Consider the following 25,607-nt stretch of genomic DNA (forward strand, 5'->3'; position numbering starts at 1 on the left):
AAGGAGGCGGGATGACCCAGAACTTAGATGACCTGACCAGCCAGTTGATCGATGCTGCAAAACGCGCTGGCGCGGATGCGGCAGATGCGATGGCGTTGCGCGGTACGTCGGTGTCAATTGATGTGCGTGGTGGTGCGCTTGAGCACGCGGAACGCTCTGAAGCCACTGACATCGGCCTTCGGGTGATGATTGGCAAACGTCAAGCCAATGTGTCTGCCTCTGATACCCATCCAGAAACCATTCGCACGATGGCTGAACGCGCTGTCGCAATGGCGAAAGAAGCACCCGAAGATCCCTATGTGGGTTTGGCTGATGCAGCACAATTGGCAACGCAGTGGGATATTGAGGCCTTAGAACTGGCCGATCCTACTCCGGAACCTGATCCTGAGGCTCTGCAGGCTGATGCTGCTGCTGCGGAGGCTGCAGCACTCGAAGTTGCAGGAATCTCACAGGTTCAGGCTGCTTCTGCGGGCTATGGTGAAACGCAGGTTCAGTTGGCGGCAAGTAATGGTTTTTCGGGAGCCTATGCACGTACGGATCGCGGCACATCCTGTGTCGCCATCGCGGGTACTGGTGCCGAGATGGAGCGGGATCACGACGGGGATGGCCGCATTTTCCAAGCCGATTTGCGCGACCCTGAGGAAATTGGGCGCAGTGCTGCAGAGCGTGCCTTGGCACGCCAAGGTGCCAAGCAACCCCCAACCGGAGCCTATCCGGTTCTGTTTGACGAACGTATTTCGAGTTCATTGATTGGCCACTTGCTTGGTGCAGTGAACGGCGCCGCGATTGCGCGCGGATCATCTTGGTTGTTGAACGCTTTGGGCGAGGATGTGTTGCCAAAAGGGATATCGTTGATCGAAGACCCCTATCGCGCACGTGTGTCCGGGTCTCGGCCATTTGATGCGGAAGGCTTGGCCACCCAGCGTCGTGCCATCGTAGATGATGGCACACTGACAGGATGGACATTAGACTTGGCCAATGCGCGCAAATTGGGCCTCGAAAGCACAGGGAATGCGGCGCGTGGCGTTGGTGGTCCACCGTCTCCGAGCACCTGGAATGTGGCTCTGACCCAAGGCCAAAAGACGCGAGAAGATCTGATCAAAGATATGGGAACCGGCTTACTGGTGACCTCGATGATTGGTTCGACCATCAACCCGAATACTGGCGATTATTCACGTGGCGCGGCAGGTCTTTGGATCGAAAATGGCGAGATCACCTATGCCGTCAACGAATGCACGATTGCTGGCAATCTGCGCGATATGCTGCGCAGCATTGTGCCAGCCAATGATGCACGGGGGCACCTGTCGCGCGTGGTGCCGTCTTTGCTTGTCGAAGGAATGACCCTTGCCGGGCAATGATTACTCAGCCGACCTACAGCTTTTAATTGAGGCCGCCCAAGAGGCGGGCCGAATAGCGACGCCGTATTCGAATGCGGACCCAGAAATCTGGGACAAGCCTGATGGGGCCGGGCCAGTGACAGAGGCTGATTTAGCGGTCAATCGCATGCTTGAGGCTGAGTTGAAGGCAGCAAGGCCTGACTATGGCTGGTTAAGTGAAGAATCTCCTCCGGACAGCGACAGACTGCATAAGGATCGTGTGTTCATCGTGGATCCGATTGATGGCACGCGTAGCTTTATTGAAGGCAGCCAAACCTGGGCACATTCAATAGCCATAGCAGAAAAAGGGAAAGTCGTTGCAGGGGTCGTATTTCTGCCATTGCGGAACAAAATGTACACTGGGGCTTTGGGTGCCGGGGCTGCGCTGAACGGTGAGCCGATGCAGCCAAGCGACCAATCTGATCTGGCGCGGGCTTCAGTCTTGGTTGCCAAGCCTGTGATGGAAGAACGCAATTGGACGGTGTTGCCAGATTTTAAGCGCAGCCATCGCCCATCCATAGCCTACCGATTATCATTGGTGGCCGAAGGACGATTTGATGCCATGGTCACACTGCGCCCCTCATGGGAGTGGGATATTGCGGCTGGCAATATCATTGTGCAGGAAGCTGGGGCTCATACTTCTGACAAAATGGGTGTCGCGCTGCAATTTAACAATCCTGATCCGCGACAGGCGGGAATGTTGGCCGCGAATGCACCTTTACATCGCGAGGTGCTGGGCGCTTTGCGTTAGGCTGATTGCTTATAGCGCTCAACAAAGTTGCGCAGAATTTTTTCTGGTGCGTATACGTTTGCAGCCCGGCACATGTCGACCAATGTCGAAGCTTCTTCCGGTGGGAAATAGCCCTTGTGTTTGTAGATCCCAATGCGAACTTCAAATTCACCGGCATCCGCTTCTGGATGAAACTGGGTCGCATAGACGTTTTGGCCATAGCGCACCATTTGATACGGGCAGCTCGGGGCCGACACGAGGTGTGTGCAGCCTTCAGGCAAATGTTGCATTGCTTCTTTGTGGCCCACGAAGGCCTCAAATGAGTGTGGCAATCCAGCCAAGACTGGATCAACCTTACCCTCACTCGTCAAAGAACAATCTGCCGTTCCAACTGGTTCAGAATAGTTTTCTTTGTTCACGACTTTACCCAGGTGATGCCCCAAAACACCGATGCCATAGCAGCATCCAAGGAAAGGAAAATCACGTGCGGTGATATCAGGCATTAAGTTGAGAATAGCCGCTTCAATTTTGGCTTCGATCTTGGTTTTCTGTTCAGGAGCGTCACTGACACAGCCTGGGCCACCCCCGACAATGACACCGGAATAATCGTCCAGTCGCAATCCTGAGGGCAAATCTTCTTTGTTCAACTGTATGCGATGCGCATTCTGTTCAAACAGGCCAGCTTTCGCCAAGATGGCAGCATATTCGCTATCGCTGGCTTCTTGTTCCGGGCGTAATTGCAGGATTAGAAATGGCTTCATCTTCAGGCTCATATATTTGGTGTTGAATTGGTGCCTGATCCGAAAAGCAAGGTCAACGGGGCAGGATGCCTCTTGTGGGGCATGGGCGAAGTCCATAGTTTGGCAGATATTCACGGCACGCCCGGTATAGTCGAGACTTCATGGCCCCTTCGCTTTCCCTGACAACCTATCTGACTTTGGCTCGCCGAGAGCCGCTGATGTTTCAGCCCGAGGTTTCGCCACGCCTTGGGGCCGCGTTGGTTTGGTTGCACTGTGCGGATGCGAAGAAGGTAATGCCGTTGGTACAATTGGGCGTAAGGCTAGCGGCACAGCGCGAGGACGCGCAGGTGTTGCTAACACTTCCTCATGGCTCAAAGGCTCCGGATGATCTGCCAAACGAAGTGATCGTTTGTAAACCACCATCCGAAAACCCGGCCGATGTCGCAAAGTTCCTAAATCACTGGCAACCTGCCGCGATGATATGGGTGGGGCCGGGGGTTCGTCCGGCTTTGATCTATGGGGCACAGCAGCAAAAAATTCCGATGGTTCTGGTTGATGCCGATCAAATCGAACTGGATATCAAAGGACGGCGCTGGTTGCCGGATTCCCTTCGCGCGACGTTGCAAATGTTTGACTGTATTTATGCGCGCAATGTGCCAGCATCGCAAAAACTACGTCGTCTTTTGGGGATCGCAAGCCCTGTGGAAGACAGCGGGCCATTACTCGATGACAGCCCACCTTTGGACTATTCAGAGACTGATTTGGAAGACTTGGGGGATGCCCTAAAAGGCCGCCCCGTTTGGTTGGCGGCGCGGGTTCAAGTCAAAGAACTTGAAGCAGTTTTTGCGGCGCATCGCGCAAGTATCCGTTTGTCGCCTCGTATGCTGTTGATCATTGTGCCTGATACCCCTCAGGATGCCGGGGCCGTGCTTTCTGCATGCGAAGAACAAAGCTGGCGCGTGAGCCTATGGGACAATGGTGAAATGCCGGATGAGAAAACCCATATTTTGCTTGCTGAAGATGCCGCGGAACTCGGGGTTTTTTACCGGATTGCCCCAATGAGCTTTCTGGGGAGCTCGCTGTTTTCAGGCCTTGGCGGACGAAACCCTTACGAACCTGCGGCCCTTGGGTCAGCTGTTCTTTATGGACCAAGTGTGCGCCACCACTTAGAAGCCTATTCTCGACTTGCCAAAGCTGGGGCCGCGCGGATCGTCAAGGACGCAGATACGCTGTCTGCATCGGTCACAAGCCTGATTGCACCTGATAATGTCGCTAAAATGGTACATGCAGGTTGGGAGGTCGTTTCTGAAGGCGCTTTGGTGTCAGATAGGATCATCTCGCAGATGAATGCTGCAATGGACGAGAAAGGAGCGCCTTGATGCGCGCACCTGATTTTTGGCAAAGTCCACCCGAACGGCCGGGTATGAAAGCTCGAATGCTCGCACCTTTGGGTGCCCTTTATGCGCAGGCCACTCGACAGCGTGTCTCAAAGCCTGCTGAATTCAAAGCAGATGTGCCAGTGCTTTGCATTGGCAATTTGAATGCAGGTGGGACGGGTAAAACGCCGACCACGATTGCCTTGCTGCAGCGCCTACAAGCGCGCGGGATTGAAGCCCATGTCGTAACGCGCGGATATGGGGGCTCTCTTGATGGGCCAATTCAAGTCGATGAGCGGAGCCATAAGGCAGCTGAAACTGGGGATGAGCCGCTGTTGCTGGCCGCCTTTGCACCCACCTGGGTCGCGAAAAATCGCCAAGCAGGTGCTGCCTTGGCCCAAAAGAATGGTGCACAGATCATTCTGATGGACGATGGGTTTCAAAACCCGTCATTGCATAAAGATGCATCGATCATTGTGGTCGATGCGCAGCGTGGTTTTGGCAATGGGCGCTGTATCCCCGCCGGCCCGTTACGAGAGCCCGTTGCCACCGGATTGGCGCGGGCAGATCTTGTGTTGTCGATTGGGTCAGAAGCCGCCCAATCGACATTTTCTAAAACATGGGGCTCGCAGATTGCTTTGCCTCACGCGAAAGCAAAATTGACACCGCTACAAACTGGTATGGATTGGACAGGCACTCCGTTTCTGGCCTTTGCCGGGATTGGCTATCCTGAAAAGTTTTTCCAAACGCTTCGAGGTCTTGGTGCAACGCTTTTGCAAACCCATGCATTAGATGATCATCAGCCTTTGACGAGCAGTTTGTTGACGCGCCTGGATGCGGATGCACAACGACTTGGAGCGCAACTGGTGACAACGGAAAAGGATGCCGTGCGTTTGCCACCAAATTTCCGGTACCGTGTATTGACTGTGCCAGTCCGTCTGGAGCTTGCAGATTGGGCACCGATTGATGCTCTCTTGGAGCGCTTGCTGCCAAAAGAAAACGCCCCCGACTAAGATCGAGAGCGTTCATCGTTAAATTGATGTTTGATTTACAGAAGACCGTCCAACACGCCTTTCATGTCTGAGTAAGACATGTTGCTGTATTTTGTGCCATTGATCATGAAGGACGGGGTGCCGGTCACATCGTCTTTGGCGGCATTGCTTTGGTACCAAGCCACCAGATTTTGTTGCCAATCTTCGTCCTGCAGACAGGATTGAATTTCCGCGTCCTGCAGGCCAGAGATGCGCCCGATTTTGCGGATCGCATCTGCAATCGCAACTGGATCACCCGCACGCGCCCAATCGGATTGGGATTTCATCAACAGGTCTGTGATACCAAAGAAACGCTCTTGCCCACCGCAACGAGCGATTTGAGACGCCCATAGGCCAAAACGATCAAAGTAGACTTCGCGGAAGATGAATTTCACTTTGCCCGTGTCGATGTAATCCGCTTTCAGCTGTGGATAGGTGTTTTCATGAAAGCTTGCGCAATGGGGGCAGGTGAATGACGCGTATTCAATCATTGTGATTGGCGCATCGGCGTCACCTAAGATCATTTCTTGGATGCCTGAAGTGTCAGCTGTCGCGGTGTCGGTGGATGCAGCTGCTGTTTCTGCCACCGCAGGTTCGCTGCTTTGAGAGAGGTAGAACAGACCACCGCCAACCCCGATCAAAAGGGCGACTGCAATTGGGATCAAACGGTTCATTAGACAGGAATTCCTTAGGTTTTGGATTTCGATAATACGTTGGAGGCGAGTTTTTCAAGCGCATCGCGCAAGCCTGTATCTTGGACAGGTGCTGCCATCTCTTGGGCTTCACGCACGACCTGCGCGCTGGGCTGTGGTTTCTCAGGTTTTGGCTTATGTGCAAATTGGGCCTGGCCTTCAGTAAAGCCCGTCGGTGCGGTCTGAGTGATCCGCATGCGCGTGATCGCGTTATAGCCATACGTAGCATTCACCCGCTCGCGTAGCTTTTCCTTTTGCATTTCAAGCATAGGCGCTTGAGCGCCGGTGGTTAGTAAAGTCAACGTGGCCCCGAATCCTTTGCGACCGTATTTGACATCAACCGGTTTGCAAATCGCTGCAGTGTCTTCGCCAACGATTTCCGCCCAATGCGTCAGCACACGTGTGACAGCAAATCCACGTGTTTCGCCCGTCTTGCGAATGCGGTCGCGCAACAGGGTCGATGTCCGTTGAAAGCCTTTGTGTGACGATTTTCGCATCTGGGGCTTGCATCCTTTCGTTCCGCGCTATTCTAAAGCGCATAACCGCCATGACCAGAGTCAGTTTGTAACCGAGGGTATAACAGTTGCGTGAACAGCCAAAAGCCGCTGATTTGCTAGAATGGTACGATCACAACGCCCGCAAGATGCCTTGGCGCATCAGCCCGGCGGATCGCAAGGCGGGAGTCATGCCGGACCCCTATCGAATCTGGCTCTCTGAAATCATGCTCCAACAAACGACCGTTGCGGCCGTTAAGGACTATTTCTTGCGCTTCACCAAGCGGTGGCCCACAGTTCAGGACCTAGCTGCAGCCAAAGATGCAGATGTGATGGGCGAGTGGGCCGGCCTGGGGTATTACGCCCGCGCCCGTAATCTTCTTAAATGTGCCCGTGTGGTTTCAATTGACCTAGGAGGAGTGTTCCCGGATCAATATGACGCTCTGATTAAGCTACCGGGTATTGGGCCCTATACCGCCGGAGCAGTCAGCGCCATCGCCTATGATCGCGCCTCGACTGTCGTAGATGGCAATGTCGAACGTGTGATGGCACGGCTTTATGATGTGCACACTCCGCTGCCTGCGTCAAAGCCAGAGCTGACCGATTATGCTGCGGCACTCACCCCGCAGCAAAGGCCGGGAGATTATGCACAGGCCGTGATGGACCTTGGTGCTACGATCTGTTCTCCGAAAAATCCGGCCTGTGGCATTTGCCCATGGCGGGCCCCTTGTAAAAGCCGGCGTGCTGGAACTGCTGCTGAATTGCCTAAGAAGACCCCAAAAAAGCCTAAGCCAACCCGATTTGGCACGGTATATCTTGCACGTCGCGTGGATGGGGCAATTTTGCTGGAACGGAGACCGGACAAGGGATTGCTTGGCGGGATGCTGGGTTGGCCGGGATCTGACTGGCAAGAAGGTGAGGCGCCGGATCATGCTCAACCAATTCGCGCCGAATGGAAAACCCTGAACACAGAAGCGCGGCACACCTTTACGCATTTTCATCTGCGTTTGATCGTGAAAACCGCCTTGGTACCGATGGATCGCGCACCAAAACAAGGTGAATTTATGCCTCAAGCCGAATTCAAACCAAGTGAATTACCCACAGTCATGCGCAAGGCCTTTGACTTGACGTTAGCCAATACTGACAATTGATCCAGACTCGTTTGCACCCCATGATGCCAAAAAACATGTGTGATCGAGCAGAGCGGAACCGCCATGACAGATGATATTCCAGCCGCAAACCTCAAAAGCGCTTTGCCGTTTTGGCTCCCGCTTTTGTTACTTCCTTTGGTTTGGCTTAGTGCATTTTTTGGCGGTTGGTGGTTGCTGTGCGTGCCTTTGGCGACCTGGTATCTGTTTTCCATTCTGGACGCCCTCACAGGGCTTAATTTGGAAAATCTAGATCCCAATACACCTGATTCAGCGCTAAAATGGCATCGGTTTGTCACCCTGATTTGGCCCCCATTGCAATTTGTAACGTTGTTTGGAGTGATGGCCTATGCGCTGAATGCCCCACATCTCGGTACGCTTGAGATCACTGGTCTTTTCTTTGGTGTTGGCGTGATGACAGGCACGGTCGGCATCAACTTCAGCCATGAACTTATGCATCAACGTAATAGTGTAGAACGCTGGCTGGGGGATATTCTGCTGTCTATGGTGCTTTATTCCCATTTTCGCAGCGAGCACCTGTTGGTGCATCATCGATATGTTGCAACCCCAAAGGACCCAGTCACAGCGCGCTACAATGAAGGGTTTCACCGGTTTTTCCCGCGCGTTTTAAAACAGTCAATGATCAGCTCATTTCAGGCTGAGCAGAGTTTGTTGCAGCGTACGCAATTGCCATGGACCTCGCTCAGAAATCCATTTTTTCGGTATTGGTCCCTACAGGCATTCATGCTGTTCTTGGCCCTGATCATTGGCGGTTGGGCTGGGCTAGGGCTGTTTCTACTGCAAGCCTTTGTTGCTGTGTGGCAGCTGGAATTGGTCAATTACGTCGAACACTACGGCATGACCCGTGAGCACCTTGGTGATGGCAAATATGAACATGTGAAGCCACATCACAGTTGGAACGCGGCGCATAAAGCTTCTAATTGGCTGCTGATCAATCTGCAGCGCCATTCGGATCACCACTACAAACCAGATCGTCGTTTTCCACTCTTGCAGAACTATGCCACCGACGAGGCACCGCAACTGCCCTATGGCTATCCGATCATGACCATGGCTGCGATGGTTCCACCGATCTGGCGCCGGGTTATGAACCCTAGAGTGCGCGCATGGCGGCAGCAATATTATCCGCATGTCACCGATTGGCTGCCCTATAAAAACGCCACCAACCCCTTGCCGCGCTAGTCATTTATATTGGTGAAATCACCTAGGGGTGAATGGTGCAGCTGAAAGTTTCACCGAGAGTGGCAGGCCCCCTATTTTTCTTGAGCTTTCATTGCAGATTGGGCATGAGAATACGATAGGTGGGGTAAACGTCGAAGGGTGCGGGTATGGAAAATCAACCAGAGATCGTGGTTCAAATGTTGGACTATTGGAATCAGGGATTAGCCATCGCAAAGGAATGGCTGCTCAGTCCGGCGGCTTGGTCACAATTTGCGCTTCTGGTTGGTGCCTTTCTGGTGGCTCTTTGGGTGAGCCGTCGCCTGAAACCAATCCTGACAAAACTGTTGTCCCCTGAAGCTGAAAACCAATCCATTTTCGCCAAAGCTCGCCGGTTTGTTCTGCAATTTGTGCCATTGGTGCTGCCGCTTGTTGCCTTTGCGTTAATCGGAGTAGGCGAAAATATCACGCGCAGCATATTTGGCTCAGGCGCAGTCATCGCATTTGGGAAACGTGTATTCCTATTCCTTGCAGTGCGTATTCTCGTAAAAGAAGTGGTGCAGGATTCTTTCCTGAAAGTGCTTGGAAAGTACCTGTTGATCCCTCTGGCGGCCGTCTACGCATTGGGGCTTCTTGGCCCAGTGATGGCCAAGTTGGATACTACTGTCATTCCTCTTGGTAACCTTAGCTTCTCACTTCTGTTCCTTGCGCGATTTGCCATTGTGGGTGGCGTTATCTTTTGGCTGGGTCGCTGGTCCAATACGCAATCTACCGCTTTCATTAAGAACCAATCCGAGATGCGCCCGGCGATGCGTGAGTTGGCGCTCAAAGCCAGCGAAATCGCGATTTTCGGCATCGCCTTCCTCTTGCTGATGAACATCATGGGCATCTCACTGACCTCACTCGCTGTGCTCGGTGGCGCTATCGGTGTCGGTCTTGGTTTTGGTCTACAAAAGATTGCCAGTAACTTTATCTCAGGCGTGATCCTGCTTTTGGAAGGTCAGGCCACTGTTGGCGATTACGTCGAACTTGATGGCGGCGAAGCGGGCACCATCGTGAAAATGACCGCCCGGGCCGCGATCCTAGAGACCTTTGATGGGCGCTGGATCGTCGTGCCCAACGAGGATTTCATCACCACACGTGTCGTGAACTTCTCTGACAGCGGATCGGCCAATCGCTACGAAGCACTGTTTTCAGTCAGCTATGACACCGACATCAATAAGGTGCCTGCAATTATTGAAGCTGCCGTTGCAAAGCTTGATTTTGTGTTGGATGACCCGGACGGGCCAGATTGTGAACTGCGCGGGTTTGGCGATTCTGGCATCGATTTTGCGGTGGAGTTCTGGGTCAACGGGATCGATGACGGCAAAAATAAATTCACGCCTAAGGTGCTTTTCGCAGTTTGGAATGCGCTGAAAGACAATGGCATCGAAATTCCTTATCCACATCGTGTGGTGGAATTCAAAGGCCAAGTGCCAGACCTTTCAAAATGAAAACTGCCTTGATCATTGGGGCTGGGCCCGCTGGGCTGATGGCGGCTGATGCCCTGTCAGCAGCGGGTCATCGGGTGACCATTGCTGAGGCCAAGCCCAGCGTTGCACGAAAGTTTTTGATGGCGGGAAAGTCAGGTTTGAACCTGACCAAAGACGAGCCGCTTGAACAGTTCTTGGAGGCCTACGAAGAGGCGCGTGAAAAACTGACTCCGATGATCTCTGCCTATGGGCCAGCTGAAGCTACTCAATGGGGCGAAGGCTTGGGACAAGAGATGTTCTCTGGATCCACAGGGCGCGTCTTTCCAAAAGTTATGAAAGCCTCCCCACTGTTGCGAAATTGGCTTGCGAAATTGGCAAATCAGGGCGTTCAGATTAAAACGCGCCACCGTTGGGTTGGTAGCGATGATGGATATATCTTTGAAACGCTGGAGGGGCGTGTCACACTCTCTGCAGATGTTATTGTACTGGCATGTGGTGGTTCTAGTTGGGCGCGCTTAGGGTCCGACGGGGGCTGGGCCGAAAATGTCGACGTGCCAATAAAGACAATCAAACCCACGAATATGGGATTTGAAGTTGCTTGGTCGGATCACATGGAAAAGCACTTTGGCCAACCCGTAAAAGGCGTGCGCTTGATCGCAGACAAACACCAAAGCCGGGGTGAGTTTGTTATCTCTGAAACCGGTATTGAGGGTGGCGGCGTTTATGCTGTGTCTCGATACGTCCGGGACGGCGCCGCGCTGATAGTCGATTTGTTTCCCGATTTAACCGAAGGTGAGATACGCAAGCGTATGGATGCCCCACGGGGCAAAGCCAGTTTTGCCAATCACCTGCGCAAGCGCCTGAAACTGGATCCTGTGAAGCAAGCTTTGCTGATGGAGTTTGGACGGCCATTGCCCGACGATATTGCGCCATTGATGAAAGCGTTGCCGATTTTGCTGCAAGGCACACGTCCAATGGATCAAGCGATCTCGACAGCCGGCGGGTTGTCGTTTGATGCGCTGGACGAGACCCTGATGATAAAATCCCAACCCGGCGTTTTCGCGGCAGGCGAAATGCTGGATTGGGAAGCGCCGACTGGTGGCTATTTATTGACCGCTTGTCTTGCAACCGGGTTATGGGCGGGACAGCGCGCGTCCGAATGGCTGGCGCGCTGAATAAACTAGATCGCCTTTTCCATCCGGTCCGCCCAGCGATCTCCCAACCGTTCAAGTAGCCCGCTGAATTTTGAGGGGGCCAATTTGTTAAACATGGCGCGCGCGAAGGCATTGCCTTTGGCTTTGACAAAGATCTCGATCAAAAATTCGCTGTCAGTGCCTTCGCCATTGACCGACCAACGCCCCTGAACGGTTTCGAATGGATAGGGGTAGCTGTCCGCTTCGGTGTGCACCGTAAATCCATAGAGGCGCCCTTCTTCATAGAGATCACAGGTTTCCGTCCAGTTCTCCCCATGGGGTCCATAACACCTGCGCTGCATACCTATCGCATCCCCTTCGATCACCTCGACCTTCGAGATATTGTCGGCCACATCGGCATAAGCAGGATGGTCATTGATGATCTGCCATACGACATTCTGGGGCGCTTTTACTTTGCGGCGTGTTGATGCGACCAGTGTCCCCTCGTCAATCGCGAAGGTCACATCGGTCGTGGCGGGTTTGATGCCTTTCGCACCCCGATATTGCCCAAGTGCGAATATCATAACGAGGGCTGCGACGCTCCAGAGGACCCAAAGACCTAAGGTGGTGAAGGATTCTGCATAAAGCCAGGTTAAGACTGCTGTCCCCACAATCCAGCCAAGATCGGCCTGAACAATTTGCATTGTCCAAAATCGCGATAGGCGAGGGTGTAGTGCGATACTTCCGACAATGAGCGCAAAGCTCAGTAGTCCAAGGCCCATTAAGCGCAGAACCAAAGGCATCCAATCTGGGGATGCATACATTAGCAAGCCCGCGATCGGAGCAGCTGCTGAAAGGCAAGTTATGCCAGTCAGAATGGAAAAGGACGCATTGGCCAATAGAAATTTGCGTGCGGTGGCTTGGTCAGACATAGATGTCTCCTCTTGCAGAATTACAGCAAGAGTGGCGCATCAGACGGAATGATCTCAATTACCTATAGGGTAAGGAAAATGCAGATCTTTTCAGCGGCGCGCCAGCATGGCAAGGCGCAGCAGGGCACGTTCGACAAGGGCCATGGCTGGTGCGTTTTGACCGGCGCTGCGCAGTTGCAGATCAGTATCGGTCAAAATGGTCAATGCCTGTTCCAGTTTGGGGGCTCCCCAACCGGAAGCCTGTCGCACCATACGGTCGCGTCTGGGGCCGAAGATTGGTGGGCGCATGCGGGAAATACCCTGCGATGCGCCGCCAGGATCAGAGGCAGCAGTATAGAGCGCGCGGAAATGGCGGGTGGCACCAATGCAAAGCCCGACGGGCTGGGTGCCTTGGGCCTGAAGCTTCGACATAACAGGCCCAATTTCCTGCGCGCGGCCTTCTGCGACAATGTTCAGCACGTCGTCCAATGCGGCCTCGGTTGAGGTTGGTGCGCAGGCCGACACATCGTCTGATGTTGCGGGAGTTGCGTCGTCATGTTTGTAAAGTGCGAGCTTTTCCAACGTTTGCCTGAAGTCGCCAGGATCGAGCTCTTTGGACAAGTTTGATAGATCGGTCATCGCCTCGGTGTCGATTTGGCTTAGACCCGCTTTGGCCAGCTCGGCTTCGATCTCTTCCCGGCTGGGGGGATCGTTGTAAATGCCGACGGCATAGGCATTGTTGTGCCCTTCAAATGCTTTGCGAATTTTTGAAGAGGCTTTGAGTTGACCTGCAGAGACAATGATCTGCGCATCACCAGGTGCCCAGTCTTCAAGTGCTGCGAGGATTGCAGGGGCTGCTGTGTCTGTTGTGTCTTCGACAAATGCCACACGTGGGCCCGGGAAAAAGGATACGGATTTGATCGCATCAACCAAACGTGCCGGATCCTTGCGTAGCTCAGCACCTGGAATGCGGGTCAGGCGCATCTCTTCTTCGCCTTGAGGGCCGATAAGGGCGGCGATGACCTCTTGGCGTTTAAGTGCGACGCGCATCGCGTCGGGACCGTAAATCAAAAGGCCGGTTCGGTCCGGATCGGGTTTGCCGAAATAACGGCTGGCGTCGCGAGCGTTTAATTTCATGCGGGCAGAATGTCTGAACTGGCGATGATTTCCGTGGCAATCCGGTCTGCAAGAATGATCATCAGCCGTCGGCGCGCATCACGTCGCGACGCCAATTCGGACACCGTGGTACCTGTGGTGGAGTAGCCAGTGAAGCTATCGACCTTACCAGAAAGCAGAACTTCTTTCGTGGAAAGATCGCGCAAGGCGTAGGTGCCTGCGCCAATGACTTCTTTCCGTGTGGTGCGGTTGTCCGAAGTTAAGGCAACGCCCTCTTCGCGGATATCCAAAGCCACGGAAAGTCCAAAGCGCGCATTGTCTGCAGCACCGAGGCGATGCTCCAACTGGCGCACCAGTTCAAACTGATCTTCTGTTTTGGGTTCATCCACCAGAATGGCGTTGCGCAGCCGAGTGGCTGCGCTGTTCGGCCCATAAACCGGTTCAAATCCGCAAGCCGCCACAAAAGGCAAGCTTGCGGACATCAAGAGGACCGAGCGGCGATTAAATGACGACATTCACAATCCGACCAGGGACAACAATCAACTTTTTAGGCTGGGCCCCATCCAGCACTTTGACCACAGCTTCCTGCGCCAGCGCCAGTTTTTCAACCTCTTCCTTTGGCATGTCCTTCGGAACGCTGATTTCCGCGCGGCGTTTGCCGTTAATTTGGATTGGCATAGTCACGCTGGCCTCAACCAGCATTGCCTCATCCGCCACCGGCCAAGGAGCATCCACGACCAGACCTTCGCCTCCTTGATGCGCCCAGATATCTTCCGCCAAGTGTGGCGTCATCGGGGACATCAGTTGCGCAAGCGTCATAATTGCTTGCTTCTGCGCCGCAGCGCCCGCTTTGGATTTGTTTAGTGTCGCAGTGAAACCATAGAGTTTCGCGATGGCTGCGTTAAAGCCGAAGCTTTCGACGCCCAAAGTGACGTCACGAATTGCCTTGTGCATTTCGCGCAGCAGGTCTTCGTCGCCTTGGCCCTTTGCTTCTGGGTCCATCGCGCCGATCTTGTCACAAAGGTTCCAGACGCGGTTCAGGTGTTTGTGCGCGGCTTCTGCGCCGGATGCAGTCCATTCAACGTCGCGCTCTGGAGGGCTATCAGACAGAACAAACCAACGTGCCGTGTCGGCGCCGTAAGCAGAGATGATCGCCAGCGGGTCGACCACGTTGTTCTTGGATTTGGACATTTTCGCCGAAGGAATCACGGTGACCTTCTCACCGGTTTCCTTGACAATCGTTTCACCGTCGCGCTCTTCGATTTCATTCGGATAATGATAGATCGCGCGGCCGTTGTCGTCCGTCCGTTCAGCATTTTTGTAAATCGCGTGAGTCACCATGCCTTGGGTAAAGAGCGCATCAAATGGCTCTTTTGCAGTATCAGGCAAATGGCCGGTGATATTCATAGCCCGCGCAAAGAAGCGAGAGTAAAGCAGATGCAAAATCGCGTGCTCGATGCCGCCGATGTATTGATCCACGTTCATCCAGTAGTCAGCGTCCGCCATATCGGTTGGCGTTTCGGCGCGTGGCGCTGTGAAGCGTGCGAAATACCAAGAGCTGTCCACGAATGTGTCCATCGTGTCGGTTTCGCGTTGTGCTGGCTTGCCGCAGTTCGGGCAAGTGCAGTCACGCCATGTCGGATGGCGGTCCAGTGGGTTGCCCGGAACCGAGAAGTCGATGGCTTTGCCGTCTTCATCGTAAGGCAGTTCAACTGGCAGGTTTTCTTTCTTTTCAGGAACAACGCCGCAGTCATCACAATGGACAACCGGAATTGGACAGCCCCAGTAGCGCTGGCGCGACAGGCCCCAATCGCGCAGTCGGAACTTGGTCACACCTTCGCCCCAGCCCGCTTTTTCGGCTGCATCAACTGCGGCATTCACAGCTTCTTCGCCGGTAATCTCGCCTGCAGCGCTGAAGCCTTTGACGTAGTTCACCTTGTCGGTTTTACCTGGCACGTAGGCGCCTTCAACAGCATCACCATTGGCAGGTTCAAACACGGGAATGATTGGCAGGTCGTATTTGGTCGCAAATTCAAAGTCGCGATCATCATGTGCCGGACAAGCGAAGATCGCGCCTGTGCCGTAATCCATCAGGATGAAGTTCGCGATCCAGACCGGCAGTTCCCAATCGGGATTAAGCGGGTGCTTCACGCGTATGCCGGTGTCGTAGCCCAGTTTCTCGCCGGTCTCGATGGCTTCCTCAGTGGTGCCACCTTTGCGACATTCCGCAACAAAAGTCGCGACCTCTGGATTGTCCTTTTCCAATTGCTTGGCAATTGGGTGGTCAGGCGAGATGCCAACAAAGGACGCGCCCATCAGTGTGTCTGGACGGGTGGTATAGACATCAATCGGCGCTTCGCCATCAGTGCGCTCAAAACCAAACTGTAGACCGCGCGATTTGCCGATCCAGTTTTCCTGCATCAGGCGCACCTTGGCGGGCCAGTTCTCCAATCCATCAAGCGCCGACAGCAGTTCGTCCGACATGTCAGAGATTTTAAAGAACCACTGAGTCAGCTCGCGGCGTTCAACCAATGCGCCAGAGCGCCAGCCACGGCCGTTCTCAACCTGCTCGTTCGCCAAGACGGTCATATCAACCGGGTCCCAGTTCACCACTGCGTTTTTGCGGTAAACCAGACCTTTTTCCAACATATCGAGGAACAACGCCTGCTGCTGGCCGTAGTATTCGACGTCACAGGTTGCAAACATGCGCGACCAATCAAGCGACAGGCCCAGCGGCTTCATCTGATCAACCATCGTGTCGATGTTGGAATAGGTCCAATCCTTCGGGTGCCCGCCGGAGGCCATTGCCGCGTTTTCCGCAGGCATGCCAAACGCGTCAAAGCCCATTGGGTGTAGCACATTGTGGCCGGTCGACATCTTATAGCGCGCGATCACGTCACCCATGGTGTAGTTGCGCACGTGGCCCATGTGCAACTTGCCAGAGGGGTAAGGGAACATCTCGAGCACGTAGTATTTCGGCTTGTTTTCATCGCGCACGGCTTTGAAGGTGTCAGCCTTATCCCAGGCTGCCTGCCACTTTGCTTCGATCTCTGCGGGGGTGTAGCGCGTCATGCGGATGTACCCTTTTGTTAATGTCTTTGCCCTACGCTGTGGGGCTTGGTCGCGAAGGTGATAGGCCGCAGGGCCCGGTTGGTCCAGTGCAATAGGGAAAAATTGCGGTTTCGCAGTGTGAAAGGACGTGACTATAACGGTTGGAAACCGATTTCAGGCGTGTGATCTTAATGAACATCCTTTTCATCCATCAAAATTTTCCAGGGCAATTTAAAAACCTTGCCCCTGCCTTGGCGGCAAAAGGTCATCGCTGCGTAGCACTGACTTTGCGAGTGAAGGAGGCCACACGCTGGCAAGGCGTGGATGTACTGCCTTATTCTATTCGCCGTCAGCAGGGCAGTGAGACCCATCCGTGGCTGCAGGATCTTGATACCAAAGTCATACGGGCAGAGGCATGCATGCTTGCGGCGCAGGACTTGAAGGATCGCGGGTTCCATCCAGATATCATCGTTGCTCATCCCGGCTGGGGAGAGGCCATGTTTCTGCGCGACGTTTGGCCTAAGGCCCGCATCGGCCTTTATTATGAGCTTTTTTATCAAGGGGAAGCTGGCGATATCGGTTTTGATCCAGAATTCCCGAAACCAGCTGGGTCGCATGATTCTTTGCGCCTGCGGCTGAAAAATCTAAACAACGCCCTGCATTATCCGCTCGGGGATATGGCAATAAGTCCGACACAATATCAGGCCAGCACTTTTCCACAGAAGTATCAGGACCGGATTTCGGTCATCCATGATGGTATCGACACAGCTCAAGCGGCTCCGAATCCTGACGCGTTGTTTCAGGTCAATGACGCGTTGTTATTGACAACTTCCGATGAGGTCGTGACCTTCGTGAACCGCAATCTGGAGCCTTACCGCGGTTACCATGTTTTTATGCGCGCTTTGCCAAACCTATTAAAACAACGTCCGAATGCGCAGGTCGTGATCGTTGGCGGAGATGGGCATTCATATGGGACTGCCGCGCCAAGGGGACAGTCTTGGAAGCAGATTTATATTGATGAGGTGCGCGGTCAGATCTCGGAGGCGGATTGGCGGCGTGTGCATTTTGTTGGCAAGCTGCCTTATGAACGGTTCATCAGCATGCTGCAGGTGGCCACTGTGCATGTTTACCTGACTTACCCATTTGTTTTGTCATGGTCGTTGTTAGAAACGATGAGCATAGGTGCGCCCATTGTAGCGAGCGATACAGCACCTGTCCGCGAAGTCATTCAGCACGATCAGACCGGGAGGTTGGTGGATTTCTTTGACCAAGACGCGCTTGTTTCAGAGATTTGCGATCTGCTGGTCAACCGAACCGCTCGCAGCCGTTTAGGGGCAAAAGCACGCGATTTGATTGTCTCAAAATACGATCTTCAAACGGCTTGTTTGCCGCGCCAACTGGAGTGGATCGACGTTTTGGCTGCGTCGAATCCCGGTGGCACAGAAATCTAGAGTTTTCCGAGAGGCTTCAGAAGCGCCCGTCACGAATGCGTAGCTGGCGCGCGCGTGCCAGAATCGCGTCTTCGACGGCCCGGACAGTGCTGTCAGCAACGGCGCGTCCGTTACGTTTTTGTAATGACACATGCAGAGAGCGCGCATCGAGCGCCGGATCACGCACCAAAACAGTGGCACGATAAGATTGACCGCCACCGGGAGGTGTCCCGAAGCCGGTTGTGATCACGCCTGAGAATGGATCGATAGAATCGACTGGAAGGAAATCGAGCACTTCGAGTGAAGCAGCCCAAATGTACTTGTTCACCTTAACGGTGATGTCGGTATTATCTTTCTTAAAGATATCCCAGATTGTCGTGCCGCGTTCTTGAACTGGAATCGCACGATTTGTCGGGTCGGAACTGGCACCATCTTGTCCGTAAGAATCGGAATTCCCACCTCCGCGCAAACTGCCACAGGAGACAAGTGCGCCTAGTGCGACACTAAGAATCGTCAGTTTTGCAGCGGATTTAATAGTCATGATAATGCCCAATATGCCCAGTTCTGTACCGTCCTAGCTAAGCTAGCATGGCAGAGCAAGGTTTTTTGCCTATGCTTATATAACGTATGTGATGTGCGGGAATGGGCGGTAACCTGCCAAACTTTCCCTCTGGTTACGGTAAGTGTGACAAACATGCATCAAATTTTGGGCGCAATGTCGGCGACGTGTTTGCCGTGCTTGCAAAGTACCCCCGAAAAAAGCGAAACCCTCGTCATACCCTTTCCGGATGATCCGGGCTGGGGCAGAATTTTGAAATCCGAGGGATAGACTATGAAAAAAGTTCTCTTCGCTTCCACCGCGCTGGTTATGACCGCAGGTGTTGCAGCAGCTGAAATCACCATCACTGGTGAAGCAAACATGGGTCTGAAGCATGACGGCACAGACACAACTGTTCACAACGAAATCGACTTCAACGTTGTTGGCACTGGTGAAACTGATGGCGGCCTGTCTTTCGGTGCGTCCGTTGATCTGGACGGTTCTTCCGACGACTCCGTAACTACTGTTGGTACAGTTTCTGACGCAGAAGTATTCGTTGCGTACAACGGTCTGACACTGACTGTTGGTGAAATCGGCGAAGCAGCTGACCAAGGTGGTCTGAAAGACGTTGGCTACGATGGCATCGGCATCGACAACATCGCAGAAATCACTGATGGTCTGGGCTTCGGTTCTCACGACGTTCGTGTTGACTACGCATTCGGCGACATCAAAGTTGCAGCTTCCGTAGACTCTTCTAACGACGACTGGGCAATCGGTGGTTCTGCTTCTTTCGACGCATTCTCCGTAGCACTGGGCTTCGGTGAAGCAGCTGACGAGCAGTACACTCTGGTAACTCTGGGTTACACATCTGGTGCGATCTCCGCGAACGTATTCTGGAACACAGACGATGGTGCAGCAGACGACGGCATGGGTGTCGATGTTTCCTACACAACTGGTGACGTTACTGTAACTGCTGTTTACGCAGACGCTGGCGCAGCTGGTGACGGTTACGGTATCGGTGTTGCATACGATCTGGGCGGCGCTACCCTTGCTGGTGGTATCGGCCAAAACGCTGCAGACGACACTGTTGCTGACCTGGGTATCTCCTTCAAGTTCTAATTCTTAGAACTAGAAGCTACCTATTTAGGGCGGGTCTTCGGACCTGCCCTTTTCTTTTGCCTGCAATTGATGTTTTGTGCGCCTCAATTGAAATTCACGGGCTCCGCATATGTCTCTTTCTGAAATCCAATCCCGCATTCATAAGGCTGAGGCCGCTGCAGGTGGTGTAACGGGCAGCACGCAGCTGATCGCGGTTTCCAAAGTGCAGCCGAATGACCGCGTTGAAGTAGTTTTGAACGAAGGCCATCGCCTGTTTGGTGAAAACAAAGTGCAGGAAGCGGCGGGGAAGTGGCCAGCTTTCCGCGAAACCTTCCAAGACACTAAAGTTCACCTGCTTGGACCTTTGCAAACCAACAAAGCCCGCCAAGCTATGACCTTGTTTGAGGCCATCCATTCAGTCGATCGTCCAAAATTGGCGACGACTTTGGCGCGATTAGCTCAGGAATTTGGGAACTGCCCGGATCTTTTCATTCAGGTGAATACCGGCGAAGAGGAGCAAAAATCGGGTATTCTGCCTCTGAACGCAGATGATTTCATAGCCGAATGTCGCGCGTTGGATTTGCCGGTCGTCGGTTTGATGTGCATCCCACCTGCAAACGAAGAAGCCAGTTTGCATTTTGCTTTGCTCAAAAAGCTCGCCGAGCGAAATGGTCTTGAAGGGCTGTCTATGGGAATGAGCGGCGATTTTGAAAAAGCTGTGGCCTTGGGCGCAACTCATGTTCGTGTTGGATCTGCCATATTTGGTGAACGCGACTACGGCTGAGCGGCTAAACCCTCTGGAACCGTCACTACGGTGCCAAGCTGAATGTGTTCGGCGATCCAGCGCAGATGATCTCGTCTAAAGGCGATACAGCCTTCAGTCCCAAACCCGGGGCGTCTCCACTGGTGAATAAAGATCGCAGAACCTTTGTCGGGCGTTGCCTTTGGCCAGTTGTAATCGGTTGTCAGAACGAGGTCATAGAGCGGATCAGCTCGGCGCAGGACCTCATGGCTTTTGGCATAGGGGCGGCGCACCAAAGTGTTGTAATCAACGTCTCCGCTATGATCTGACCATAAATCCATGGTGCCGATTGGGCGCGCCCAAGGCTGAGGGGCCGAGATGCGATCGGGGCGATAAAGCATTCCAACAATACGGTGCTGGCCTGTTGGTGTTGCGCCATCGCCTTCCCGTTTATCTGTTTTAATGCCGCCTTTTCCGATCACACAAGGAAAATGGCGACCCATAAAGCGAACGCCCGTTGGTGTCAGCACCATTTCACTCACAGCAGATGCCCAGACTTTGCGGCCTTTGTTGCCAAGTAAGCTCTATTGAATTCGTTTTCGCCGACCTTCAATTCCACTCGCTCCGCGACTTTGATGCCGGTGTCTTCCATCATTTTGATCTTGCGGGGATTGTTGGTCAGTAGGCGCACATCGCTAAACCCAAGTTCTTTGAGTATGTTGGCACCAATTCTGAAATCTCGCTCGTCATCTTCAAAGCCAAGCCGGTGATTGGCTTCAACCGTATCGAACCCTTGATCCTGCAAGGAATAAGCGCGCATTTTATTGGCCAGCCCAATCCCGCGCCCTTCCTGATTGAGGTAGAGCAACACGCCGTGACCCTCTTGGCCCATCTGCGCCAAAGCGGCATTGAGCTGGGGGCCACAGTCGCATTTTAGTGATCCAAGAATATCCCCGGTAAAACAGGCGGAGTGTAGTCGCGCCAATACCGGCTGGCTGCGGCAAGGTTTACCGATTTCGATGGCGTAGTGTTCTTCGCCGCCGTCTTCAGGGCGAAAAATATGTAGTCGGCTCGCTTCAGCTGCCTGGATCGGCAAGCGGGCGTTGACCACCGAATTCATTGGGCTGGAGGCTAAAAGAAGGTCTTCGGCTTCTTCCTTTGGAATCACCGTCAATCCGTTATCCAATGCAAATTGTGCTGCGTTTTCGATTGGGAGCATTACCACAGACGGTAACAATTGCGCAGATTTCACCAAGTTCAGCGCCATTAAATGTAATGAAGCCCCCCCGGTGCGTTCCGACTTGAAGGGGCCTTTCATCGGCGTTTTCAGATCGTCTGCTGGGTCAGACACGCAGCGCACCCAGTCTGTTGAGGCATCTCTTGGCATCAGAATCCGTGCTAGATCTGCGTCATAGGCACGCGCTTTTAACGTCTCAGCACGGCGTGCCGTTAGAACTAGCACCAATTCGTTTGACAGGGATTTCGCTGATGTAAGCCTTTGATCATCAAGCGTTTCTGACGCGAGAGCCAGAAAGGCTTGTGTTTCATCCCGTACCAGGATCGGCACCCCCATGCGCAAATCTGCGCGGGCGCGGGCCAGGCGTTCCAGAATGTCAGGTGCAAAATTCATGCGATCCTCAATGTGCGTCAGCGCGCCAGATGTAGCTGTTTTTGTAGCAATGTGAAACATTTCCACACGCATTTACACGACGGCGTGAATTTATTGCAGCATACCTTGAGAATGCCACCTTCGGCGCGCAAGTGTTAGGAAACACAAAACGGAGACGCCCGATGGGACAGCTCAAGAGAATTCTGCTGGTAGACGATGATGACGATCTGCGCGAGGCACTATCAGAACAATTGGTGATGACCGAAGACTTTGACGTCTTTGAAGCTGGCAATGGCAGCGACGCCATGGCGCGCGCCAAAGAGGGTTTATACGATCTTGTGATCCTTGATGTCGGCCTGCCTGATACTGATGGCCGCGAACTGTGCCGCCTCATGCGCAAGCAGGGCGTCAAAAGCCCCATCTTGATGCTGACCGGGCATGACACTGACGCAGACACCATTCTGGGTCTCGACGCTGGTGCAAATGACTATGTGTCTAAGCCGTTCAAATTCCCTGTTCTTTTGGCTCGTATTCGCGCTCAGCTGCGTCAGCATGAGCAAAGCGAAGATGCCGTATTCACGCTTGGACCATATACGTTCAAACCTGCCACGAAGATGTTGGTGACCGAAGATGATCGTAAAATTCGTCTAACCGAAAAAGAAACCAACATTCTTAAATTCCTTTACCGCAGCACCGATGGTGTCGTCGCGCGCGATGTTTTGCTGCATGAGGTCTGGGGCTACAATGCGGGTGTAACCACCCATACATTGGAAACGCATATCTACCGCCTGCGTCAAAAGATTGAACCTGATCCTTCGAATGCACGCCTGCTGGTCACCGAAAGTGGTGGTTACCGACTGGTGTCGTGACAACCGCTGGATGAGTCGCCTTTGCAACACCATTTATTAAAAGAATCTGGTTATGTTGACTTGGCAAAGGCACTCATGGCACCCATGTAGGTGACATAAGAGATCCCGTGCATATCCGGGTAATGATATGTACCTCCCTGTTGGACTGGTCCGGACTTGTTCCGGACCTCTTTTTTTCCGCAAAATTCGGTTTGATCTGGCGCTGCAGTTTGGGTTTGTTTAACCTAGCACAAATCGTGAACTTTGGAGCGCGCCATGTCTTTTACCCTTGCCACTTGGAACATCAATTCGGTTCGTCTGCGTGAGCCAATTGTGTTGAAACTTATGGGTGAAGAGGCGCCGGATGTACTGTGTCTTCAAGAATGTAAAAGCCCTGTGGATCTCATTCCACTCGAGGGGTTTCGCGCGCTTGGCTACACCCATATGGTTGCGCGTGGACAGAAGGGGTACAACGGGGTTGCGATCCTGTCTAAGATCCCGATGGAAGAAGCGGGTAGCGAAGATTTCGCACAGCTCGGTCATGCCCGCCATATTGCGGGCAAGCTTGAGAACGGTGTGACCATCCACAACTTTTACGTGCCAGCCGGCGGCGACAAGCCCGATCGTGAGATCAATGAGAAATTTGGTCAGAAGCTCGATTACCTCACAGACATGCGAGATTGGTTCAAAGCCGAAAAACCTGAAAAATCTATTCTTGTCGGGGATTTGAATATCGCTCCGCGCGAAGATGATGTCTGGGACCACAAGAAACTACTGAAGATTGTGAGCCATACCCCGATCGAGGTCGAGCATTTGGCGGAAACACAGGACGCTGGGAATTGGGTGGATGTAACGCGGCAGGATATTCCGGAAGGCCTGCTTTATAGCTGGTGGAGCTACCGCGCTAAAGATTGGGATGCCGCTGATAAAGGGCGGCGCTTGGATCACGTTTGGGCCACAGCTGATATATCAAATGCTGGTCATTCAAGCCGTGTTCTGCGCGATGCACGCGGCTGGGAAAAACCTAGCGACCACGCGCCAGTCTTTGCGACCTTTGACCTCTGAGTGATCTGCCACCTTGGCAGACCGGGGATTAGGGGCCATATAAGGCGCAAGTATTAATTTGGGGATGAACGACCATGTTCGAACTTGGACAGGGCGCCGAAGCGCCAGCGGATGATCTGATCAAAGATGTGAGCGAGGCGACCTTTATGCAGGACGTCGTTGAGGCTTCACAAAAAGTCCCTGTCATCGTTGATTTCTGGGCGCCATGGTGTGGCCCGTGCAAAACTCTGGGCCCTGCTCTTGAGGCCGCTGTGACCAAAGCCAAAGGCGCGGTCAAAATGGCGAAGGTCAACGTCGACGAAAACCAGATGATCGCAGGTCAAATGCGTGTTCAGTCCATTCCGACTGTCTTTGCCTTTTTCAAAGGTCAGCCGATTGACGGTTTTCAAGGAGCGGTTCCTCCAAGCGAGATCGAAGAGTTTGTGGAGCGAGTCGTTAAGCAGGGTGGCGGCGAAGCGGATGATGGTCTTGGCGAAGCTTTGGAAGCTGCCGAGGAAATGCTTGAGCAGGGTGCTATCACGGATGCGGCGCAAACCTTTGCGGCGATCATTGGCGAAGACCCAAATAACGCTGTGGCTTTTGCTGGGCTCGCACGATGCCACCTTGCATCTGACAATGCAGACGAAGCCGAGGCTGTTTTGAACGGCGTACCAGCGGAAATCGCGGATGCTGCAGAAATCGAAGCCGTGCGTGCGCAGATCGAATTGGCACGTCAGGCTGCAAATGCGGGGCCTGTTGCTGAATTGCGCGCGGCGGTCGAGGCGGATGTTGCAAATCATGAAGCGCGCTTTGACCTCGCTCAGGCGCTGCATGCGGCTGGTGAAACCGAAGCTGCCGTGGATGAATTGCTGGAATTGTTCCGTCGTGACCGAGAGTGGAACGATGGCGCTGCGAAAACTCAGCTGTTCACAATTTTCGATGCTTTGAAGCCAGAAGATACGATCGTTTTGAATGGCCGTCGCCGCCTGAGCTCTATGATATTTGCCTAATCGGCGCGACACGCTAGACTTTCAGGCATGTTCAAAGCCGCTGACCTACCCGATATGCTGCCGGTGTTCCCCTTGCCGGGGGCATTATTGCTGCCACGGGCGCGCTTGCCGTTGCATATTTTCGAGCCGCGGTATTTGGCCATGCTGGATGATTGCCTGAAGACCCGGGATCGCTTGATCGGCATGGTTCAACCCCTGCCGCAAAATGATGCCAAGCTCCATATGGTTGGATGCGCAGGGCGTGTGTCTCAGTTCTCAGAAACGGACGATGGGCGATATATGATCACCTTGGCGGGGGTCTCTCGGTTTAGGGTTTTGCGTGAAGAATCTGGGTTTCAAGCCTATCGCCGCTGTTTGGTAGATTGGCAGGATTATGATCGTGATCTTGGGGCGCATGAACAAGATACGGATTTCCAGAGGGCAGGATTTCTCTCCCTGCTGAAGCGGTACTTTGATACGCAAAATCTGTCGACCGATTGGGAGACATTGAAAGAGGCTGATGATGAAATGCTGATCAACTCGCTTGCGATGTTGCTGGAACTGCAGGTTGAGGATAAGCAGGCATTGTTAGAGGCAAAATCACTCGCGGAACGTCGCGCGATTTTGACCACACTTTTGGAATTTTCGCTGCTAAGCGGCGATGCAGAGGATCGGATGCAATGAGCGATACCGGAACATTTGACCCAAAAATGCTGGAAACTCTGGTTTGCCCGCAAACGCAAACCCGTTTGGAGTATGATGCAGCAGAGCAAGTGTTGGTCTCGAAAGCGGCTTCTTTGGCTTATCCGATCCGCAACGGTATTCCGATCATGTTGATCGATGAAGCCAAGGAACTGGACTGA

General features: G+C 53.4%; 26 protein-coding genes. 16 read left to right on the plus strand and 10 right to left on the minus strand.

Annotation, left to right across the window (positions count from 1 at the left end):
- Nucleotides 1–11: 11 nt before the first annotated feature.
- Both JXQ85_RS02790 and JXQ85_RS02795 read left to right on the plus strand, forming a co-directional pair.
- Entirely contained in the window at nucleotides 12–1,358 is a 1,347-nt protein-coding gene (locus JXQ85_RS02790; protein WP_421747325.1) for a TldD/PmbA family protein, read from the plus strand.
- Nucleotides 1,345–2,127 (plus strand): 3'(2'),5'-bisphosphate nucleotidase CysQ, encoded by a 783-nt coding sequence (locus tag JXQ85_RS02795; RefSeq protein WP_421747326.1) that lies wholly within the window; start codon nucleotides 1,345–1,347, stop codon nucleotides 2,125–2,127. The genes JXQ85_RS02790 and JXQ85_RS02795 overlap by 14 nt, the downstream gene beginning before the upstream one ends.
- On the opposite strand, the gene JXQ85_RS02800 is transcribed toward JXQ85_RS02795, so the two are convergent.
- Nucleotides 2,124–2,867, minus strand: coding sequence for a glutamine amidotransferase (locus tag JXQ85_RS02800; protein WP_421747327.1), 744 nt, complete (start codon nucleotides 2,865–2,867; stop codon nucleotides 2,124–2,126). The two genes, JXQ85_RS02795 and JXQ85_RS02800, sit on opposite strands and share 4 nt — an antisense overlap.
- A gap of 140 nt (nucleotides 2,868–3,007) precedes the next feature.
- Between JXQ85_RS02800 and JXQ85_RS02805 the strand changes: the two genes are divergently transcribed.
- Nucleotides 3,008–4,225, plus strand: a complete 1,218-nt coding sequence (locus tag JXQ85_RS02805) for a 3-deoxy-D-manno-octulosonic acid transferase (protein WP_421747328.1) — start codon at nucleotides 3,008–3,010, stop codon at nucleotides 4,223–4,225.
- On the plus strand, nucleotides 4,225–5,235 hold the full coding sequence (gene lpxK, locus JXQ85_RS02810; RefSeq protein ID WP_421747329.1) for a tetraacyldisaccharide 4'-kinase: 1,011 nt from the start codon (nucleotides 4,225–4,227) through the stop codon (nucleotides 5,233–5,235). Before JXQ85_RS02805 ends, lpxK begins: the two co-directional genes overlap by 1 nt.
- 35 nt (nucleotides 5,236–5,270) lie before the next feature.
- Here lpxK and JXQ85_RS02815 read toward each other — a convergent pair whose 3' ends face one another.
- Together JXQ85_RS02815 and JXQ85_RS02820 are read right to left on the minus strand one after the other, a co-directional pair.
- Entirely contained in the window at nucleotides 5,271–5,927 is a 657-nt protein-coding gene (locus JXQ85_RS02815; protein ID WP_421747330.1) for a DsbA family protein, read from the minus strand.
- Nucleotides 5,928–5,941: 14 nt separating this feature from the next.
- Nucleotides 5,942–6,442, minus strand: a complete 501-nt coding sequence (locus JXQ85_RS02820) for a DUF721 domain-containing protein (RefSeq protein ID WP_421747331.1) — start codon at nucleotides 6,440–6,442, stop codon at nucleotides 5,942–5,944.
- An 86-nt stretch (nucleotides 6,443–6,528) separates the two neighbouring features.
- Here JXQ85_RS02820 and mutY point away from each other — a divergent pair, with 86 nt between their 5' ends.
- The 4 genes from mutY (at nucleotide 6,529) to JXQ85_RS02840 (ending at nucleotide 11,410) form a co-directional block, all read left to right on the plus strand.
- Nucleotides 6,529–7,590 (plus strand): A/G-specific adenine glycosylase, encoded by a 1,062-nt coding sequence (mutY, locus tag JXQ85_RS02825; RefSeq protein WP_421747332.1) that lies wholly within the window; start codon nucleotides 6,529–6,531, stop codon nucleotides 7,588–7,590.
- A gap of 63 nt (nucleotides 7,591–7,653) precedes the next feature.
- Nucleotides 7,654–8,787, plus strand: coding sequence for an alkane 1-monooxygenase (locus JXQ85_RS02830; RefSeq protein WP_421747333.1), 1,134 nt, complete (start codon nucleotides 7,654–7,656; stop codon nucleotides 8,785–8,787).
- A 146-nt stretch (nucleotides 8,788–8,933) separates the two neighbouring features.
- Nucleotides 8,934–10,256: a mechanosensitive ion channel family protein gene (locus tag JXQ85_RS02835; RefSeq protein ID WP_421747334.1), complete on the plus strand. Its 1,323-nt coding sequence runs from the start codon at nucleotides 8,934–8,936 to the stop codon at nucleotides 10,254–10,256.
- Complete coding sequence (locus JXQ85_RS02840) at nucleotides 10,253–11,410, plus strand: TIGR03862 family flavoprotein (RefSeq protein WP_421747335.1); 1,158 nt, start codon at nucleotides 10,253–10,255, stop codon at nucleotides 11,408–11,410. Before JXQ85_RS02835 ends, JXQ85_RS02840 begins: the two co-directional genes overlap by 4 nt.
- 5 nt (nucleotides 11,411–11,415) lie before the next feature.
- Here the strand turns inward: JXQ85_RS02840 and JXQ85_RS02845 are convergent, their stop codons facing one another.
- The 4 genes from JXQ85_RS02845 to leuS form a co-directional block, all read right to left on the minus strand.
- A complete protein-coding gene (locus JXQ85_RS02845; protein ID WP_421747336.1) occupies nucleotides 11,416–12,300 on the minus strand; it encodes an SRPBCC family protein in 885 nt (294 codons plus the stop codon).
- 90 nt (nucleotides 12,301–12,390) lie between these two features.
- The gene (holA, locus tag JXQ85_RS02850; RefSeq protein ID WP_421747337.1) at nucleotides 12,391–13,416 is read right to left on the minus strand and encodes a DNA polymerase III subunit delta; all 1,026 of its coding nucleotides are present in this window, start codon (nucleotides 13,414–13,416) and stop codon (nucleotides 12,391–12,393) included.
- Nucleotides 13,413–13,910 (minus strand): hypothetical protein, encoded by a 498-nt coding sequence (locus JXQ85_RS02855; RefSeq protein WP_421747338.1) that lies wholly within the window; start codon nucleotides 13,908–13,910, stop codon nucleotides 13,413–13,415. The genes holA and JXQ85_RS02855 overlap by 4 nt, the downstream gene beginning before the upstream one ends.
- Nucleotides 13,897–16,467 (minus strand): leucine--tRNA ligase, encoded by a 2,571-nt coding sequence (leuS, locus tag JXQ85_RS02860; protein ID WP_421747339.1) that lies wholly within the window; start codon nucleotides 16,465–16,467, stop codon nucleotides 13,897–13,899. The genes JXQ85_RS02855 and leuS overlap by 14 nt, the downstream gene beginning before the upstream one ends.
- A gap of 170 nt (nucleotides 16,468–16,637) precedes the next feature.
- On the opposite strand from leuS, the gene JXQ85_RS02865 reads away from it, so the two are divergent.
- Nucleotides 16,638–17,897 (plus strand): glycosyltransferase, encoded by a 1,260-nt coding sequence (locus JXQ85_RS02865; RefSeq protein ID WP_421747340.1) that lies wholly within the window; start codon nucleotides 16,638–16,640, stop codon nucleotides 17,895–17,897.
- A gap of 16 nt (nucleotides 17,898–17,913) precedes the next feature.
- Here the strand turns inward: JXQ85_RS02865 and JXQ85_RS02870 are convergent, their stop codons facing one another.
- Complete coding sequence (locus JXQ85_RS02870) at nucleotides 17,914–18,417, minus strand: DUF3576 domain-containing protein (protein WP_421747341.1); 504 nt, start codon at nucleotides 18,415–18,417, stop codon at nucleotides 17,914–17,916.
- Nucleotides 18,418–18,708: 291 nt separating this feature from the next.
- Here JXQ85_RS02870 and JXQ85_RS02875 point away from each other — a divergent pair, with 291 nt between their 5' ends.
- A complete protein-coding gene (locus JXQ85_RS02875; protein WP_421747342.1) occupies nucleotides 18,709–19,533 on the plus strand; it encodes a porin in 825 nt (274 codons plus the stop codon).
- A gap of 109 nt (nucleotides 19,534–19,642) precedes the next feature.
- Complete coding sequence (locus JXQ85_RS02880; protein WP_421747343.1) at nucleotides 19,643–20,296, plus strand: YggS family pyridoxal phosphate-dependent enzyme; 654 nt, start codon at nucleotides 19,643–19,645, stop codon at nucleotides 20,294–20,296.
- Here the strand turns inward: JXQ85_RS02880 and JXQ85_RS02885 are convergent.
- Both JXQ85_RS02885 and ribA read right to left on the minus strand, forming a co-directional pair.
- On the minus strand, nucleotides 20,287–20,787 hold the full coding sequence (locus JXQ85_RS02885; RefSeq protein ID WP_421747468.1) for a L,D-transpeptidase family protein: 501 nt from the start codon (nucleotides 20,785–20,787) through the stop codon (nucleotides 20,287–20,289). The two genes, JXQ85_RS02880 and JXQ85_RS02885, sit on opposite strands and share 10 nt — an antisense overlap.
- Nucleotides 20,788–20,792: 5 nt before the next feature.
- Nucleotides 20,793–21,884: a GTP cyclohydrolase II gene (gene ribA / locus JXQ85_RS02890; RefSeq protein WP_421747469.1), complete on the minus strand. Its 1,092-nt coding sequence runs from the start codon at nucleotides 21,882–21,884 to the stop codon at nucleotides 20,793–20,795.
- A gap of 161 nt (nucleotides 21,885–22,045) precedes the next feature.
- On the opposite strand from ribA, the gene JXQ85_RS02895 reads away from it, so the two are divergent.
- From JXQ85_RS02895 to JXQ85_RS02915, 5 genes are all read left to right on the plus strand, one after another.
- Nucleotides 22,046–22,732, plus strand: coding sequence for a response regulator transcription factor (locus JXQ85_RS02895; RefSeq protein WP_421747344.1), 687 nt, complete (start codon nucleotides 22,046–22,048; stop codon nucleotides 22,730–22,732).
- 255 nt (nucleotides 22,733–22,987) lie between these two features.
- Complete coding sequence (locus tag JXQ85_RS02900) at nucleotides 22,988–23,776, plus strand: exodeoxyribonuclease III (protein ID WP_421747345.1); 789 nt, start codon at nucleotides 22,988–22,990, stop codon at nucleotides 23,774–23,776.
- A 74-nt stretch (nucleotides 23,777–23,850) separates the two neighbouring features.
- The gene (gene trxA / locus JXQ85_RS02905; protein ID WP_421747346.1) at nucleotides 23,851–24,765 is read left to right on the plus strand and encodes a thioredoxin; all 915 of its coding nucleotides are present in this window, start codon (nucleotides 23,851–23,853) and stop codon (nucleotides 24,763–24,765) included.
- Nucleotides 24,766–24,792: 27 nt separating this feature from the next.
- Complete coding sequence (locus JXQ85_RS02910) at nucleotides 24,793–25,428, plus strand: LON peptidase substrate-binding domain-containing protein (protein WP_421747347.1); 636 nt, start codon at nucleotides 24,793–24,795, stop codon at nucleotides 25,426–25,428.
- On the plus strand, nucleotides 25,425–25,607 hold the full coding sequence (locus JXQ85_RS02915; RefSeq protein ID WP_421747348.1) for a Trm112 family protein: 183 nt from the start codon (nucleotides 25,425–25,427) through the stop codon (nucleotides 25,605–25,607). Before JXQ85_RS02910 ends, JXQ85_RS02915 begins: the two co-directional genes overlap by 4 nt.

It is taken from the genome of Cognatishimia sp. (genome assembly GCF_049116455.1).
In the GTDB taxonomy this organism is placed as follows: domain Bacteria; phylum Pseudomonadota; class Alphaproteobacteria; order Rhodobacterales; family Rhodobacteraceae; genus Cognatishimia.

Coding starts and splice junctions, on each gene's coding strand:
- JXQ85_RS02790 (WP_421747325.1), top strand. CDS start 12: ATGACCCAGAACTTAGATGACCTGACCAGCCAGTTGATCGATGCTGCA.
- JXQ85_RS02800 (WP_421747327.1), bottom strand. CDS start 2,867: ATGAAGCCATTTCTAATCCTGCAATTACGCCCGGAACAAGAAGCCAGC.
- JXQ85_RS02805 (WP_421747328.1), top strand. CDS start 3,008: ATGGCCCCTTCGCTTTCCCTGACAACCTATCTGACTTTGGCTCGCCGA.
- lpxK (WP_421747329.1), top strand. CDS start 4,225: ATGCGCGCACCTGATTTTTGGCAAAGTCCACCCGAACGGCCGGGTATG.
- JXQ85_RS02815 (WP_421747330.1), bottom strand. CDS start 5,927: ATGAACCGTTTGATCCCAATTGCAGTCGCCCTTTTGATCGGGGTTGGC.
- JXQ85_RS02820 (WP_421747331.1), bottom strand. CDS start 6,442: ATGCGAAAATCGTCACACAAAGGCTTTCAACGGACATCGACCCTGTTG.
- JXQ85_RS02830 (WP_421747333.1), top strand. CDS start 7,654: ATGACAGATGATATTCCAGCCGCAAACCTCAAAAGCGCTTTGCCGTTT.
- JXQ85_RS02835 (WP_421747334.1), top strand. CDS start 8,934: ATGGAAAATCAACCAGAGATCGTGGTTCAAATGTTGGACTATTGGAAT.
- JXQ85_RS02840 (WP_421747335.1), top strand. CDS start 10,253: ATGAAAACTGCCTTGATCATTGGGGCTGGGCCCGCTGGGCTGATGGCG.
- JXQ85_RS02845 (WP_421747336.1), bottom strand. CDS start 12,300: ATGTCTGACCAAGCCACCGCACGCAAATTTCTATTGGCCAATGCGTCC.
- holA (WP_421747337.1), bottom strand. CDS start 13,416: ATGAAATTAAACGCTCGCGACGCCAGCCGTTATTTCGGCAAACCCGAT.
- JXQ85_RS02855 (WP_421747338.1), bottom strand. CDS start 13,910: ATGTCGTCATTTAATCGCCGCTCGGTCCTCTTGATGTCCGCAAGCTTG.
- leuS (WP_421747339.1), bottom strand. CDS start 16,467: ATGACGCGCTACACCCCCGCAGAGATCGAAGCAAAGTGGCAGGCAGCC.
- JXQ85_RS02865 (WP_421747340.1), top strand. CDS start 16,638: ATGAACATCCTTTTCATCCATCAAAATTTTCCAGGGCAATTTAAAAAC.
- JXQ85_RS02870 (WP_421747341.1), bottom strand. CDS start 18,417: ATGACTATTAAATCCGCTGCAAAACTGACGATTCTTAGTGTCGCACTA.
- JXQ85_RS02875 (WP_421747342.1), top strand. CDS start 18,709: ATGAAAAAAGTTCTCTTCGCTTCCACCGCGCTGGTTATGACCGCAGGT.
- JXQ85_RS02880 (WP_421747343.1), top strand. CDS start 19,643: ATGTCTCTTTCTGAAATCCAATCCCGCATTCATAAGGCTGAGGCCGCT.
- JXQ85_RS02885 (WP_421747468.1), bottom strand. CDS start 20,787: ATGGTGCTGACACCAACGGGCGTTCGCTTTATGGGTCGCCATTTTCCT.
- ribA (WP_421747469.1), bottom strand. CDS start 21,884: ATGAATTTTGCACCTGACATTCTGGAACGCCTGGCCCGCGCCCGCGCA.
- JXQ85_RS02895 (WP_421747344.1), top strand. CDS start 22,046: ATGGGACAGCTCAAGAGAATTCTGCTGGTAGACGATGATGACGATCTG.
- JXQ85_RS02900 (WP_421747345.1), top strand. CDS start 22,988: ATGTCTTTTACCCTTGCCACTTGGAACATCAATTCGGTTCGTCTGCGT.
- trxA (WP_421747346.1), top strand. CDS start 23,851: ATGTTCGAACTTGGACAGGGCGCCGAAGCGCCAGCGGATGATCTGATC.
- JXQ85_RS02910 (WP_421747347.1), top strand. CDS start 24,793: ATGTTCAAAGCCGCTGACCTACCCGATATGCTGCCGGTGTTCCCCTTG.
- JXQ85_RS02915 (WP_421747348.1), top strand. CDS start 25,425: ATGAGCGATACCGGAACATTTGACCCAAAAATGCTGGAAACTCTGGTT.